The organism is Pseudomonas sp. Irchel s3h9, assembly GCF_900187475.1.
GTDB lineage: Bacteria > Pseudomonadota > Gammaproteobacteria > Pseudomonadales > Pseudomonadaceae > Aquipseudomonas > Aquipseudomonas neuropathica.
In genome coordinates, this window is record NZ_FYDH01000005.1 from 21,242 (window position 1) to 35,343 (window position 14,102).

14 protein-coding genes are annotated in these 14,102 nt (G+C 60.8%); 7 read left to right on the forward strand and 7 right to left on the reverse strand.

Translation table 11 applies throughout. The annotated features are described in order from the left end of the window. Positions 1–4 precede the first annotated feature (4 nt). Genes CKW26_RS09695 through CKW26_RS09710 form a run of 4 tightly spaced genes read left to right on the forward strand, consistent with a single transcriptional unit; the run spans position 5 to position 3,596 of the window. Positions 5–934, forward strand: coding sequence for a metal ABC transporter substrate-binding protein (locus tag CKW26_RS09695; protein ID WP_093435032.1), 930 nt, complete (start codon positions 5–7; stop codon positions 932–934). Further along, the gene (locus tag CKW26_RS09700) at positions 931–1,791 is read left to right on the forward strand and encodes a metal ABC transporter ATP-binding protein (protein ID WP_095048412.1); all 861 of its coding nucleotides are present in this window, start codon (positions 931–933) and stop codon (positions 1,789–1,791) included. The genes CKW26_RS09695 and CKW26_RS09700 overlap by 4 nt, the downstream gene beginning before the upstream one ends. Beyond that, entirely contained in the window at positions 1,791–2,690 is a 900-nt protein-coding gene (locus tag CKW26_RS09705) for a metal ABC transporter permease (protein WP_007917717.1), read from the forward strand. Before CKW26_RS09700 ends, CKW26_RS09705 begins: the two co-directional genes overlap by 1 nt. Next, a complete protein-coding gene (locus CKW26_RS09710) occupies positions 2,691–3,596 on the forward strand; it encodes a metal ABC transporter solute-binding protein, Zn/Mn family (protein ID WP_095048413.1) in 906 nt (301 codons plus the stop codon). A 177-nt stretch (positions 3,597–3,773) separates the two neighbouring features. On the opposite strand, the gene CKW26_RS09715 is transcribed toward CKW26_RS09710, so the two are convergent. The 5 genes from CKW26_RS09715 to CKW26_RS09735 all read right to left on the reverse strand — a co-directional run bounded on the left by CKW26_RS09715 (position 3,774) and on the right by CKW26_RS09735 (position 8,333). Continuing rightward, positions 3,774–3,998: an MbtH family protein gene (locus CKW26_RS09715; RefSeq protein WP_038364139.1), complete on the reverse strand. Its 225-nt coding sequence runs from the start codon at positions 3,996–3,998 to the stop codon at positions 3,774–3,776. A gap of 83 nt (positions 3,999–4,081) precedes the next feature. Further along, a complete protein-coding gene (locus CKW26_RS09720; RefSeq protein ID WP_095048414.1) occupies positions 4,082–5,494 on the reverse strand; it encodes an aspartate aminotransferase family protein in 1,413 nt (470 codons plus the stop codon). A 142-nt stretch (positions 5,495–5,636) separates the two neighbouring features. After that, entirely contained in the window at positions 5,637–6,122 is a 486-nt protein-coding gene (locus CKW26_RS09725) for a GNAT family N-acetyltransferase (RefSeq protein ID WP_095048415.1), read from the reverse strand. A 208-nt stretch (positions 6,123–6,330) separates the two neighbouring features. Then, entirely contained in the window at positions 6,331–7,653 is a 1,323-nt protein-coding gene (locus tag CKW26_RS09730; RefSeq protein WP_095048416.1) for an ATP-binding protein, read from the reverse strand. Then, complete coding sequence (locus CKW26_RS09735) at positions 7,653–8,333, reverse strand: response regulator (RefSeq protein WP_007908710.1); 681 nt, start codon at positions 8,331–8,333, stop codon at positions 7,653–7,655. The genes CKW26_RS09730 and CKW26_RS09735 overlap by 1 nt, the downstream gene beginning before the upstream one ends. A 153-nt stretch (positions 8,334–8,486) precedes the next feature. Between CKW26_RS09735 and dsbD the strand changes: the two genes are divergently transcribed. From dsbD to dsbG, 3 genes are read left to right on the forward strand one after another with little or no spacing between them, the layout of a single operon-like run. Beyond that, positions 8,487–10,244 carry a protein-disulfide reductase DsbD gene (dsbD, locus tag CKW26_RS09740; RefSeq protein WP_095048417.1) on the forward strand — a complete coding sequence of 586 codons (1,758 nt, stop codon included), beginning with the start codon at positions 8,487–8,489 and terminating at the stop codon, positions 10,242–10,244. After that, entirely contained in the window at positions 10,244–11,125 is an 882-nt protein-coding gene (locus tag CKW26_RS09745) for a TlpA disulfide reductase family protein (protein WP_095048418.1), read from the forward strand. The genes dsbD and CKW26_RS09745 overlap by 1 nt, the downstream gene beginning before the upstream one ends. Further along, on the forward strand, positions 11,101–11,871 hold the full coding sequence (gene dsbG / locus CKW26_RS09750) for a thiol:disulfide interchange protein DsbG (RefSeq protein ID WP_095048419.1): 771 nt from the start codon (positions 11,101–11,103) through the stop codon (positions 11,869–11,871). The genes CKW26_RS09745 and dsbG overlap by 25 nt, the downstream gene beginning before the upstream one ends. 33 nt (positions 11,872–11,904) lie before the next feature. On the opposite strand, the gene CKW26_RS09755 is transcribed toward dsbG, so the two are convergent. Beyond that, positions 11,905–12,933 (reverse strand): ParB/Srx family N-terminal domain-containing protein, encoded by a 1,029-nt coding sequence (locus CKW26_RS09755; protein ID WP_095048420.1) that lies wholly within the window; start codon positions 12,931–12,933, stop codon positions 11,905–11,907. Positions 12,934–13,110: 177 nt separating this feature from the next. After that, positions 13,111–13,935, reverse strand: coding sequence for an alpha/beta fold hydrolase (locus tag CKW26_RS09760; protein ID WP_095048421.1), 825 nt, complete (start codon positions 13,933–13,935; stop codon positions 13,111–13,113). Positions 13,936–14,102: the final 167 nt, after the last annotated feature.

Below are 14,102 nucleotides of genomic sequence, written 5' to 3' on the forward strand. Positions count from 1 at the left end.
GCCCATGTCTATTTCATCGCCACGCCGTCCATTGTTACGCCTCTTTTTATTGGGCCTGTGTGCCTGTCTGCTGAGCCCTTTGGCCAGCGCCGATCAGGCCAAACGCCTGCGCATTGGCATCACCCTGCACCCTTACTACAGCTATGTGGCCAACATCGTCGGCGACAAGGCCGAGGTGGTGCCGCTGATCCCGGCCGGTTTCAACCCGCATGCCTACGAGCCACGGGCCGAAGACATCAAACGCATCAGCGGGCTGGATGTGATCGTGCTCAACGGCGTTGGCCATGACGACTTCGCCGACCGCATGATCGCCGCCAGTGAAACGCCAAACATCAAAACCATCGAAGCCAACGAAAACGTGCCGTTGCTGGCGGCCACCGGGGTCGCCGCACGCGGGGCCGGCAAAGTGGTGAACCCGCACACGTTCCTGTCGATCAGCGCTTCTATTGCCCAGGTCAACAACATTGCTCGCGAACTGGGCAAACTCGATCCGGACAACGCCAAGACCTACACCCAGAACGCCCGTGCCTACGGCAAACGCCTGCGGCAGATGCGCGCCGACGCGCTGGCAAAACTGACGCAAGCGCCGAACGCGGAACTGCGCGTGGCCACGGTGCACGCGGCTTACGACTATCTGCTGCGTGAGTTCGGCCTGGAAGTGACCGCCGTGGTCGAGCCGGCCCACGGTATCGAGCCGAGCCCAAGCCAGTTGAAGAAGACCATCGACCAGTTGCGTGAACTGGACGTGAAAGTGATCTTCTCGGAGATGGATTTCCCGTCCACTTACGTCGACACCATTCAGCGTGAGTCTGGCGTCAAGCTGTATCCGCTGTCGCACATTTCCTACGGCGAATACACCGCCGACAAGTACGAAAAGGAAATGACCGGCAACCTCAACACCGTGGTGCGGGCGATTCAGGAGTCTGGCGCATGACTTCCAGAGAAACGATCTCGACCGAACTCCAGTCCCCTGGGGGAGCGAGCCTGCTCGCGAAGGCGCCGGATCAGCCAACATCTGTATTGAATGACACGCCGCATTCGCGAGCAGGTCGAATCGTCGCACCGTCGCTCCCACAGACCTGCGGGCCGACGCTGGATTTTGCGGAGGTTTGTCTGACGCTGGGGCGCACGACGATTTTGGATAACGTCACCTTCCAGGTGCAGCCCGGCAGCGTACATGCCCTGGTCGGCCCAAACGGTGGCGGCAAGAGTTCGCTGATCAAGACCCTGCTCGGGCAAATGCCCCATCAGGGCCAGCTCAGCCTGCAATGGCCCGGCGAACCCGGCACCATCGGTTATGTACCGCAGGCGCTGGAATTCGATCGCGGTCTGCCGATGACCGTCGACGATTTCATGGCTGCCATGTGCCAGCGACGTCCGGCGTTTCTCGGTTTGAGCAAGCGTTACGCCGGCGCCATTGGTGAAGCGCTGGAACGCGTCGGCATGCAGGACAAACGCAAGCGCCGCATGGGCGCGCTGTCTGGCGGTGAGCGGCAGCGGGTGCTGCTCGCCCAAGGTTTGATTCCGGCGCCGCAATTGCTGGTGCTGGATGAACCGATGTCGGCCCTTGATGAAGCTGGGATTCAAGTGTTCGAGCGTCTGCTCGGCGATTGGCGTGCAGCGGGCATCACCGTGCTGTGGATCGAGCACGATCTGGAAGCGGTTGGGCGTCTGGCCAGCCGTGTCACTGGTCTAAACCGCCGCGTGCTGTTCGATGCCTCACCGCAAGAGGCGCTGACCCCGGAACGTCTGCTGACCTTGTTCTCGACCCATCCACGGAGCGCTGCCTGATGAGTTACGAAGCCTTTCGTTTGATGGTGCAAGGCTGGGCCTCGTCCGGTTATCTGCCGGAAGCGCTGGCCTACGGTTTTGTGGTCAATGCGTTGCTTGCCGGCCTGTTGATCGGCCCGGTACTCGGCGGCCTTGGCACTCTGGTAGTGGTCAAGCGCTTCGCGTTTTTTTCCGAAGCGGTGGGCCATGCGGCGCTCACCGGTGTAGCCATCGGCATTCTGCTCGGCGAACCTTACACCGGGCCCTACGGCAGCCTGTTCGGCTACTGCCTGCTGTTCGGCATCCTGCTCAATTACCTGCGCAACCGTACCGGTCTGGCACCGGACACTTTGATCGGCGTATTCCTCTCGGTGTCACTGGCACTGGGCGCAAGCCTGCTGCTGATTCTGGCGGGCAAGATCAATGTGCACATTCTCGAGAACGTACTGTTCGGTTCGGTACTGACGGTCAACGGCAACGATCTGGCGGTATTGGCCATCGTCGGTTCGCTGGTCATGGCCCTGGCCTTGCCACTGTACAACCGCATCATGCTCGCCAGTTTCAACCCGCAACTGGCGGCGGTGCGCGGGGTGGCGGTGAAGACCCTGGACTATCTGTTCGTGATTCTGGTGACGCTGATCACCGTCGCAGCGGTGAAAGTCATCGGCGCGATTCTGGTCGGCGCGCTGCTGGTGATTCCAGCGGCGGCGGCACGTTTGCTCAGCCAGTCGCTCAAGGGTTTCTTCTGGTGCTCGGTGTTGATCGCCACGGTCAGCACACTGTGCGGGATCCTCGCGCCGATCGTGTTTGATCTGCCGATTCCGTCCGGCGCCGCGATCATTCTGGTCGCCGGCATTGCCTTCGCCCTCGCCGCCATTGCGCGCGGGGTTGTCCCGAGTCTGAAAGGGAATCTTGGATAAATGAGTTTTTCACTGCGCAAACTGACCCTGGCCATGACCCTGTGCGGTGTGATCTGCACGCCGTTGATGGCCGCCGAAAACACTAAACCGCTGCGAGTGCTGGCCTCGTTGCCGATCACGTATGGCTTGGGCGAAGTGCTGCTAAAAGGCACTGACGTCAGTCTGGAACGTGCAGCCCCCGCCAATTTGCCAGGCAGTCGCCAGACCGCGTATTTCACCGGTCGCGGTGCGCCGGCGCTGAGCAAACTGGCAACCGGCGCGGACGCGGTCATTGGCGTGCGTTCACTGTGGGCCGATGATCCGCTGTACCCGATCGCCCGTCGCAGCAATATTCGCATCGTTGAAGTTGATGCGGCGCGCCCGGTCGACGGCGCCCTCCCGGGCATTGCCGTGCAACCGGATCTGAAGGTTGATGGTTTGAACAGTCAACCGTGGCTGGCGAGCAACAACATGGGGCGCATGGCGGACGTGATGGCGGCGGATCTGGTGCGCCTGGCACCTAGCGCCAAGCCTGCGATCGAGGCGAATCTGGCGACGTTGAAGCAGCGTTTGCTGAAGCTCAGCGCCGACAGCGAGGCGCGGTTGGCGAGTGCCGACAATCTGAGTGTGATGAGTTTGAGTGATCACTTTGGTTATCTGATCGGTAGTCTGAATCTGGAACTGATCGGCGAGGATCCACGCCCTGATGCGGAATGGACGCCGCAGGATCTGAAAAAACTGACGGCGACGCTCAAGGACAATGATGTGGCGGTGGTACTGCATCATCGGCAGCCATCGGAGCCGGTGAAAGCGGCAATTGCTGAGTCAGGCAGTCGTTTGGTGGTGTTGAGTACCGATGCGGTAGATCCGGTGGCGGAGCTGGAAGGCAATGTGGATTTGTTGCTTAAGGGTTTGAGCGGGGCTTAGTTCCAGCCGGACCGCGTTATCGTTCTTCGCGAGCAGGCTCGCTCCTACAGGGCGAGCGCATTTCAAATGTAGGAGTGAGCCTGCTCGCGATGAGGCCAGCCCGGCCAACACAAACCTAAGGAATGAAAAAACCCGCTGACTGTTTCCAGTCCAGCGGGTTTCTTTTTGCCCGGCCGCTTATTGCGCGGCGGCCTGGGCTTCCATCTTCTGACGCAGACTCAGCGGACGCATGTCGGTCCAGACTTCTTCGATATAGGCCAGGCATTCCTTTTTCAGGCCGCTCTTGCCCACGGTGCGCCAGCCTTGCGGCACGGCTTTGTAGTCCGGCCAGATCGAGTATTGCTCTTCGTGGTTGACCACGACCTGAAAGAGGATGTCCTCGCGGTCGAATACTGACGTCATGCTGGTTCTCCATCGTTATAAGGGTGGGCTGCACGCTGAGTGCAGCCGGGTATGTAGAAAGAACGTTCGGCGCGGCGAAAAATTTACAGCGCAGCGGTGGCAGCGGCCAAAGCACGGCCAAAGATTTCTGCGACACGGTCGATTTCGGCGGCAGTGATCACCAGCGGCGGCAGGAAACGTACTACTGCGCCATGCCGACCGCCCAGCTCCAGAATCAGCCCACGCTTGAGGCATTCGCGCTGGACCAGCGGCGCCAGTCGTGCGAACGCCGGCGGATGACCGAGCGCATCCGGTGTGCCGTTCGGCTCGACCAGCTCGACGCCGAGCATCAGGCCGCGACCACGAATGTCGCCCAATTGCGGGAAGTCCCGTTGCAGGATGCGCAGGTGCTCGCTGAGGCGCTCGCCCATGGCAGCAGCGTGTTCGCAGACCTTGTGCTCAACCAGATAACGCATCACCGCAGAACCTGCCGCCATGGCCATTTGATTGCCACGGAACGTGCCGGCGTGCGCGCCCGGCTGCCAGGTGTCGAGCCAGTCGCGATAGACCACCACGGCCAACGGCAGGCTGCCGCCGATGGCTTTGGACAACACCACCACATCCGGGGTGATACCGGCGTGTTCGAAGGCAAACATCTTGCCGGTGCGGGCGAAACCGCTCTGGATCTCGTCGACGATCAACGCCACACCCGCCTTTTCGGTGATCCGGCGCAAGCCGCGCAACCACTCGATGTCCGCCGGAATCACACCGCCCTCGCCCTGCACCGCTTCGACGATCACCGCTGCGGGCAGTTGCACGCCGGCTTCCGGGTCGTTGAGCAAGTTTTCCAGATAGCTCAGGTTAGCCTTCACGCCCGCCGCGCCACCAAGGCCGAACGGGCAACGGTAGTCATACGGGAACGGCATGAACTGCACGCCATTGCTGAGCAACGCACCTAGCGGTTTTTTCGGCCCCAGGCTGCCCATCAGGCTCAGCGCGCCCTGGCTCATACCGTGATAACCACCGGAGAACGACAGCACGGTGCTGCGCCCGGTCGCCGTGCGTACCAGCTTCAATGCCGCTTCCACGGCATCGGTACCGGTCGGGCCGCAGAACTGGATTTTCGCTTCAGCCGCGAGGGCAGATGGCAGCAGGCCGAACAGGTCCTGGACGAACTGATCCTTGACCGGTGTGGTCAGGTCGAGGGTATGCAATGGCAATTCATCGGCCAGTACCTGCTGGATCGCTTCGATCACCACCGGGTGGTTATGCCCCAGCGCCAGCGTGCCGGCCCCGGCGAGGCAGTCGATGAACGTGCGCCCTTCAACGTCTTCGACATACAGGCCTTTGGCGCGCTTCAGTGCCAATGGAATGCGTCGTGGATAGCTGCGCGCGTTGGACTCCTGCCGGGCCTGACGAGCCAGCAATGGCGATTCATTGAACTGGTACAGCGTTTCGGCCGGCGCCGAGGTAACCCGGGCCGACGACTCTTCGATAAGGCTGGTGGCGACTGACATCTCTCGACCCCTCAATTGGCTATGGATAGTGACCAAAACAGCACACCGGACAGGTGCGCATTCCGATCGCGGGGCGCACTTGCAGGTTTTCCTGTTCTGGAAACGCTTAAGGGGCCTGAGGATTTAGCCCGTGATCGTGTTGTCAGGCCGGCGCTGCCAACGACTTGTGCATGGGCAGGGTCTGCACGCCTTGGTATTCGACGGGCGGCGCTGACTCGCGATAGCCCAGACGGCGATAAAAAGCACGGCCGGTGCGCGTGCTGTTGAGATTCGCTTGAGCAACGTCGCGAACCCGCAACCAGCCTTCCAGATCGTGCATCAACGCGCGCCCGACGCCCCGGCGAAAGGATTCCGGCTGCACGTAACACAGGGAAATGTCACCACTGGCCTGTGCCATGCCGACACCGACCGGTTTGTCCGCCAGTAAAGCCATGCATAAATAGAAGTGCGGGTCGGCGAGGCGGGCGCTGATGAAGTCGGCGGATTGCTGAGTGATCCAGGTGCTGACCCGTGTCGGATCGTTACGGTGGTCGAGCGCACAACCGATACGGATCGAACGTTCGATGATGCGGCTGATGATGCCGGCGTCGGCCAGTGTGGCGGGACGAATGCAGATGGGTGCTTCCATGGCGCAATTCCCTCAATCCATTGAGTCAAAGCTGCGTTGACCTTACCCCCACCTCTGCCGGATAGCGAATGTCGAAAAGTTACATTTGATGTGTCTGGCGCGATTTCCTGTAGGAGCTGCCGAAGGCTGCGATCTTTTGATCTTGATCTTGAAAAACAAAATCAAAAGATCGCTGCCTTCGGCAGCTCCTACACAAGCTCTACTGGAATCAGACAGGTTGCAATGGCATGGTCAGCTCGACACTCAGGCCATCCGGGCGGCTGTCGAAATGCAGGGCGCAGTCGCAGCGCTGGACGATCGCCTGAACAATCGCCAGGCCAAGGCCGCAACCGGTGCTCTGGCCGTTGCGCCAGAAGCGTTGGGTCAGGTGTTGCAGATCATCCGCCGCAATCCCCGGGCCATGGTCGCGCACGACAAACCGCACACGGTTGCCAATGGTTTCCAGGCTCAGCTCAACCGCGCAGTCTTCTGGCGTATGGCGCAGGGCGTTGTCGAGCAGATTGCGCAGCGCCGCAATCGACAGCACCGCCGGCATTTGCAGCGGTGCAACGGAAAGTCCGGTCGGCAGTTGCAGTTTGATGCGCTGGTGCTCGCCACCGGTGGCGTCCTGGATCGCCAGGCGTGCCACTTGCTCGGCGCTGCACTGCGAACCGTCATCGAACGACAGACTACCCTCGACCCGCGCCAGCAACAGCAACTGTTCGAGGGTGCGATGCAAGCGATCGGCCCCCTCCTCGGCCCGCGCCAGCGACTGATCGCGGGCGCTGCCATCGGTCATGCGCGCAACTTGCAGGTGGGTCTTGATCGCCGTCAGCGGGCTGCGCAGTTCATGCGCCGCGTCACCGGTCAGGCGCCGCTCGCGCTCGATGGTTTTGCCGATGCGTTGAAACAACTGATTTTGCGTTTCAAGCAGCGGCTTCAATTCGCTGGGGAAGGTCTGGATCTGCAACGGTTCAAGCGAGTCGGCATTGCGCCGCATCAACGCTTCACGTAGACGGTTGAGCGGCGCCAGCCCTTGGCCGATACCCAGCCACAACAGGCACAGACAACCGAGCAGCGCCACGCCCACCGGCACCGACGCTGCCAGCAGGATCGACATGTTCAGCGCCTCGCGCTCGATCTGCCGGTCGGCTGTGGTAATGCGCACATCGCCCCGGGCGAGGGTGAAGCTGCGCCACGGTGCACCGTCGATCATCTGGTCATGGAAGCCCATTTTCTCGGCTTCCAGTGCTTGTTCGGGATTGTTGTGGCTGCGCGCAAGAATTTCCCCACGCAAGGAGCTGACCTGACAGGCCATGCCACCGGGGATATTCAGTTGTTCGGCACTGAAATGCGTGCCCTCGCCTTTGCTCGGCAGCGTCGGCAACTGTTCCAGCAGCCCGGCGACCATGCGCGCCGAGGCCACCAGACGCTGGTCGAGAGAGAACATCATCTGATTGCGCAGGTCACTGAGCATCCAGGCCGCCGCCAGCGCCCAGATCAGCGCAAACGCAGCGCCGAGGGTCAGGCTCAGGCGCAGTCGCAGACTCATCACTTGCCTTGATCTCCACCGTCGGCCGGGCCAAGGCGATAGCCCAGACCGCGCACGGTTTCGACGATGCCTTTGCCCAGCTTGCTGCGCAGGTGATGGATGTGCACGTTCAGCGCGTTGCTTTCCAGTTCATCGTTGAAGCCGTAGACACTGTCCTTCAATTGCTCGGTGGACAGCACCCGGCCACGATTGTGCAGCAGCGCCTGCAACAGCGACTGCTCGCGACGCGACAGGTCCACCGGTTGCCCGGCCAGCGTGGTTTCGCGGCTGCTCGGGTCGTACGTCAGTGCGCCATGCTCGATCAGGTTGACGCTGCGCCCGGCGACCCGGCGCAACAGGGTTTGCAGGCGGGCGAACAGTTCGCGCAGATCAAACGGCTTGAGCAGGTAATCGTCAGCCCCGGCCTGCAAGCCGTCAACGCGGTCGGTGACCGAGTCGCGCGCGGTCAGAATCAGCACCGGAATTTCCAGACCACTCTGACGCAGTTGTTGCAGCAACTTGAGGCCATCTTCGTCGGGCAGGCCGAGATCGAGCACCATCACGTCGAATTCAGCGACCTTGAGCATCGCCCGCGCTTTCGATGCGGTGTTGACGTGCTCAACGGTCAAACCCTGAGCCGTGAGACCGGCAACGATGCCGCTGGCAATCAGCTCATCGTCTTCGCAAACCAGTACGTGCATGGTGAGTCCCGTAGAAAAAAGCCGATTAGGCAGTTGGCCGATTAAGCTGACATTATGCCCCGAACGTCACAGCGACAAGGGCGTGGCGGTTAATCATCGGTTAATCGCCGCCGCCCATTGTGCACCTCACTTGCACAGGGACAAGGCTCCTCCATGCGTCATTTTTTTCTTTTGTTTGCTCTGCTGATCTCCAGCCTGGCCCAGGCCGGGAACAATCCATTTGAGACAAAACCGGAGTTTCTCCTGGTCGACCAGGCATTCGTGCTGACATCCGAGCGCCTGGAATCCGGTGAGACCCAGTTGTTCTGGCAAATCGCCGACGGTTATTACCTGTATCAGAAACGCCTGAAATTCGAAGGGCTGAGCGCAGAGCAACAGCCCGCGCTGCCTGAAGGCGAATCCCACAGCGACGAGTTTTTCGGTGAGCAACCGGTCTATCGCCAAGGGCTGGAAATTAAAATTCCAGCCTCGGCCACGGGGCAGATCAAGGTCGGCTATCAGGGCTGTGCCGATGCCGGCCTGTGCTATCCACCGCAAACCCGGGTCATCGACCTGGGCGGTAAAGCGCCAGCCACGACAACACCGGCGACAACAGCGACAACGAACGACCAGGCACCGGATCAAGCCCTGGCCAGCAGCCTGCAAGAACACGCGTTGGGCTGGAGCTTGCTGGCGTTTTTCGGTTTCGGCTTGCTGCTGGCATTTGCGCCGTGCTCATTGCCGATGCTGCCGATTCTGGCCGGAATGGTCGTCGGCAGTGGTGCCACCCCGCGTCGCGGATTTGTACTGGCCGGCAGTTATGTGATTTGCATGGCGCTGGTGTATGCAGCGATGGGCGTGATTGCCGCGCTGCTCGGCGCGAACCTGCAGGCATGGTTGCAAAATCCATGGCTGCTGGGGACCTTTGCCGCGATCTTCGTGGTGTTGGCGTTGCCGATGTTTGGCTTCTTTGAACTGCAATTGCCGGTGGCCCTGCGCGATCGCCTGGAACACGCCTCGCGCAGTCGCAGCGGTGGCAGCGTGATCGGTGCCGGAGCGCTCGGTGCATTGTCCGGTCTGCTGGTCGGCCCGTGCATGACCGCGCCACTGGCGGGTGTCTTACTGTATATCGCGCAGACCGGCAACGCGCTGCACGGTGGTTTGATTCTGTTTTCGCTGGGCATCGGCATCGGTGTGCCGCTGCTGTTGCTGGTGACCGTTGGCAATGGCTTCCTGCCCAAACCCGGTGCGTGGATGAACCTGCTCAAAGGCGTGTTCGGATTCTTCTTCCTCGCCACTGCGCTGGTGATGTTGCGCCCGGTGCTGGATGCGTCGTTATGGCTGGGCCTGTGCGGCGCGCTGCTGTTGATCGCCGCGTTCTGCGCCTGGAAACAGTCCGAAGGTTTTGGCCGCGTTGCGCAGTTGTTCGGCGCCAGTTCGCTGCTGCTCGGGCTGTGGGGCAGTTTTCTGGTGATTGGTGCGGCGGGCGGCAGCGATGATCCGTATCAACCGTTGCAGGTCTACAGTGCCGGCCGCGCTGGCGCCGCCGCGCCTTCGGGTCATGAAGCGTTCACCACGATCAAGGAGCCGGCGGCGCTGCAACGCGAACTCGATGCCGCCAAGGCTCAGGGTCAGTGGGTGCTGCTCGATTACTACGCCGACTGGTGCAAGTCTTGCCTGATCATGGAGAAGCAGGTGTTCGGTAAGGACAACGTGATGCAGGCGTTGAGCAACGTGCGCCTGCTCAGGCTTGATGTCACCGACGACAATGCCGCCAGCGCTGAACTGCTCAGCCGCTACAAAGTGCCGGGACCGCCGACGTTCATCTGGATCGGTGCTGATGGTCTGGAGCGCCGCAGCCAGCGCATCACCGGCGAAGTCGACGCCGAGACGTTCCTGCAACACTGGACTGCCACCCGAGATGCCCATTAATGCTGACTTTCACCCTCGGCACCTTTGCCATCGCGCTTAACCACCTGCTGCTGATCAGTGCCCTGGCGCTGGCGACCTTTGTCGGCTGGCGGGTGGCCAAGCGTGGCGGTGATAACCCCGAGTCAGCATTGTTCAGCCTGTTTCTGCTGGGCATGCTCGCGGCGCGAATTGCCTTTGTGCTGCTGTACTGGTCGCACTATCGCAATGACCCGTGGCAGATCATCGATTTGCGCGACGGTGGTTTCCTCGCCTGGCCGGGGGTGATCGTGCTGTTGCTGGTCGCCCTGTATCGCGGCTGGCGGCGTCCAGGGCTGCGTCGCCCGTTGGGTTTTGGCGTGGCCAGCGGCGTGGCGTTCTGGCTGTTGGCGACGTTGTCGTTAAACCTCTACGAACAAGGCACCCGACTGCCGGACATCTCTCTGCGCAACGCGGCCGGGGAAACCATCCAGCTCAGCGATTATCAGGGCGGCCCGCTGGTAATCAACCTGTGGGCGACCTGGTGCCCGCCGTGCCGGCGCGAGATGCCGGTGCTGGAAAGCGCTCAGCAACAACGCCCGGATCTGACCTTCCTGTTCGTCAATCAGGCCGAAAGCATGCAGAGCGTGGCGACGTTTCTCGAAACCCAGGGCCTGAGCCTCAATAACGTGCTGTTCGACCGCAGTGGTCGGCTGGGTCAGGCCGTCGGTTCCATGGCATTGCCGACTACGCTGTTCTATAGCCCTGACGGTCGGCTGCTGACCAGCCACCTGGGTGAGCTGTCCAACGCCAGCCTGGCGCGCGCGCTGGAAAACTTCGCCACCCCAACCCCGAATTCGAACCCGGCCACTGCACCGGCCACCTCTGCAAGGAAACTGCCATGCCCCGCCTCCGCCACCTGCTGACGCTGACTCTGGGCACCGCCCTGCTGCACTTGCCGTCGGTGCAGGCTGCTGAAGAACTGCCCGCGGCGATCAAGCAGATCGAAGCCAAAGGCGCGAAAATCGTCGGCCAGTTCGACGCCCCCGATGGCCTGCGCGGGTATGCGGCGCAGTATCAGAATCGCGGCATGGCGCTGTACCTGACCCCGGATGGCAAACACGTGTTGCTGGGCAATCTGTACGACGCCGACGGTAAAGACCTGAGCAGCGAGCCACTGCAAAAACTGGTCTATGCGCCGATGGCCAAGGAAGTCTGGGCCAAATTCGAGGCGAGCAACTGGATTCAGGACGGCAACAAGGATGCACCGCGCACGGTGTACCTGTTCAGCGATCCGAACTGCCCGTACTGCAACATGTTCTGGGAACAGGCACGGCCATGGGTCAAGGCCGGCAAGGTGCAACTGCGGCACATCATGGTTGGCATCATCCGCGAGGACAGCCCGGGCAAATCCGCCGCGTTGCTGGCCGCGAAAGATCCGGCCAAGGCCCTGGAGGATCACGAAAAAGCAGGCAAGGGCAGCTCGCTCAAAGCGCTGAAAGACATTCCGGCGGCCGTGCAGACCAAACTGGCAGCGAACATGCAGTTGATGGAAGACCTGGATTTGCAGGCGACGCCGGCGATTTTCTACATGGATGACAAGGGTGAGTTGCAACAGCAACAAGGCGCGCCTTCGCCGGACAAGTTGGTGAAGATTCTCGGCCCCAAGTAACGATTACTGGCTCCCGCCTCAGTGCGGGAGCCATCAATATTCGCTTCGGCCGATAATGTCCTCCAGATACTCCGTTGTCCCCTGCTCTTTCAGGAACGTCGTAACCTCAGCTATCCACTGTTGATCCGACGCGATGCCCGCCCAGGCGTGCGTACCCGCCCAGTGATAGGGACGATCATCAAAGGTGCTGATCAGCGCCTGATTCAATGTTCGCACATCAAAATCCGGATTTTTTGCGCTTTGCATCATCAGTGAGCTGAACACTCGCTGTTGTGTGTCTTCGCACAATTTGACCTGCCGGGCCTCTGTGGAGCTCAAAACGATAAAGTCGGGCTTGATGCCCTCGTCGAGCGCTGCCTGCAACCGGTAGTGGCCATCGATGATCACGTACGAGCACAACGCGCCCACATACCAGAGCAAGATGGGCGGCAAGCTGCCTTCACTGGCTTTTTTACGCCACCATTTCATCCGGCCTGCCAATGGATCCACCGTGTGCAAGCCGATCAGATGACCCAGATCCCAATCGAGCCAATGCACGGTTTGCGGCTGCACATTGTCGAGAATGCCGTCACCGCGCGCGTACCATTTCGGCAAATGGCTGGAAGCTTCTGCAGGCGTTGAGAAATACCAGCCCTTTGCGCCTTCGCCGTAGGTATAGCGGGCAGCAGCGGGCAGCAGAGGACGCGCCACCCAATGGCCGGGATAGAGAAAGTCCGCCTGATTATCCATCAACCTGTTGATGAAATAACGGCACCAGTGGCGGATGCGCTCATCAGGGGGTAAATCAAAATGTTCCTGAACGTCAGCCGCACCAATGGCAGGAACCGGTGACGAGTCCAGTTGAGTGGACTGCGGATTGCGAACCAGCCACGCACCGTAATACGAGGTGGCGATGGTGCCCCAAAACAACGGGATGTCGTTGAGCATCAGCTTCATCCGACCGTTGTTACCGCTCTGCAGATGCAGCGGAGGTTTGGCTGATTTCGCTCGTTTGACTTCAACGCTCAAGCCGGCCCACTTGTCCTCAAGATCCTTGAGATCGCGCCAGTAAAATTGCTCCACATCAGTCCCTTAATGATTGTCTTTGCGGGCGGCAGTATCTCAGATTTCAGCTTTGCGGTGCCTGGGCTGGCCCCATCGGCGGATCTGCGCGCGAAGCCGGCTCGCTCCTGCTTTTAGCCGCGCGTCCTCAGTCAGGGTGCGGTCGAGTATCGGAGCGAGCTTGCCCGCGAAGTGCAATTACCCGGTAATTCGGTTGCGCTCGCTGAGGAAGGTAAGCAACGCCTCGGTGACAAACTGCGGATTCTCCAGATTGGAGATATGCCCCGCTTCCGGCACCAACACCCACGGGCAACCGATCAACTCAGCCATTTCCTGCGCTTCCGACGGTGGTCGCGGCTTGTCCTGATCGCCGCACATTACCAGCGTGGTCGCCGCATTCAACTTGCCCAACCGTGGCAACAAGTCATCACGGCCAAAGGTGATTCGCCCCATCGGCACGATGCTTTCGCGCAGCCGATCCGAAGAGTACGCCGCCAGTTTCGCGCGGAAATCCTGATACAGCGCCGACTGCGGATCGATCCCCGGACGGAAGAAAATCGGCACAACGATATCCAGTAGTTGCTCGGAGATTTCGCCGGTTTCCTCAATTTGCTTGAACAGCGAGAAGTAATACTGACGGGTGGGTTCAGGTTCGACGCCAACGTAGGTGTCCATCAATACCAGACCGTTGATCCGTTGCGGTGCCGACAACGCCAGACGCACGCCCCACATGCCGCCGACCGACAGGCCAATCAGGGTGACACGTTCGATATCCAGATGATCGAGCAGAGCCTGCGCCTGACTGGCAATGTCATCCAGTGATGTCGTGCCTTCAGGCAACCGTCCCGACTCACCGTGGCCCCACAGATCCAGCGCAATCACCCGATAGTGCGGCGATAACGCGGCGATCTGCGGCGCCCACATGGCCTGATCCCACAGATAACTGCCGGCCAGCAAAACTGCCGGACCAGTGCCTTGATCAATGTAATGCAGCGCTTGTCCGTCAACCGTGAAAAAAGGCATCGACCACCCCCGCGACAAAAAAGAGAACCGGCAGACTGAGCTGCCGGTTCTTTATCGTCAACCTTGGAAATGTACATGAATGTACCGGCCTCATCGCGAGCAGGCTCACTCCTACATTTTGGAATGCGTTCCCCTGTAGGAGTGAGCCTGCTCGCGATGAGGCCATT

What these genes read in the sequence shown, in the direction of transcription:
- CKW26_RS09695 (WP_093435032.1), top strand. Translation starts at nt 5, where the DNA reads ATGTCTATTTCATCGCCACGCCGTCCATTGTTACGCCTCTTTTTATTG.
- CKW26_RS09700 (WP_095048412.1), top strand. Translation starts at nt 931, where the DNA reads ATGACTTCCAGAGAAACGATCTCGACCGAACTCCAGTCCCCTGGGGGA.
- CKW26_RS09705 (WP_007917717.1), top strand. Translation starts at nt 1,791, where the DNA reads ATGAGTTACGAAGCCTTTCGTTTGATGGTGCAAGGCTGGGCCTCGTCC.
- CKW26_RS09710 (WP_095048413.1), top strand. Translation starts at nt 2,691, where the DNA reads ATGAGTTTTTCACTGCGCAAACTGACCCTGGCCATGACCCTGTGCGGT.
- CKW26_RS09715 (WP_038364139.1), bottom strand. Translation starts at nt 3,998, where the DNA reads ATGACGTCAGTATTCGACCGCGAGGACATCCTCTTTCAGGTCGTGGTC.
- CKW26_RS09720 (WP_095048414.1), bottom strand. Translation starts at nt 5,494, where the DNA reads ATGTCAGTCGCCACCAGCCTTATCGAAGAGTCGTCGGCCCGGGTTACC.
- CKW26_RS09725 (WP_095048415.1), bottom strand. Translation starts at nt 6,122, where the DNA reads ATGGAAGCACCCATCTGCATTCGTCCCGCCACACTGGCCGACGCCGGC.
- CKW26_RS09730 (WP_095048416.1), bottom strand. Translation starts at nt 7,653, where the DNA reads ATGAGTCTGCGACTGCGCCTGAGCCTGACCCTCGGCGCTGCGTTTGCG.
- CKW26_RS09735 (WP_007908710.1), bottom strand. Translation starts at nt 8,333, where the DNA reads ATGCACGTACTGGTTTGCGAAGACGATGAGCTGATTGCCAGCGGCATC.
- dsbD (WP_095048417.1), top strand. Translation starts at nt 8,487, where the DNA reads ATGCGTCATTTTTTTCTTTTGTTTGCTCTGCTGATCTCCAGCCTGGCC.
- CKW26_RS09745 (WP_095048418.1), top strand. Translation starts at nt 10,244, where the DNA reads ATGCTGACTTTCACCCTCGGCACCTTTGCCATCGCGCTTAACCACCTG.
- dsbG (WP_095048419.1), top strand. Translation starts at nt 11,101, where the DNA reads ATGCCCCGCCTCCGCCACCTGCTGACGCTGACTCTGGGCACCGCCCTG.
- CKW26_RS09760 (WP_095048421.1), bottom strand. Translation starts at nt 13,935, where the DNA reads ATGCCTTTTTTCACGGTTGACGGACAAGCGCTGCATTACATTGATCAA.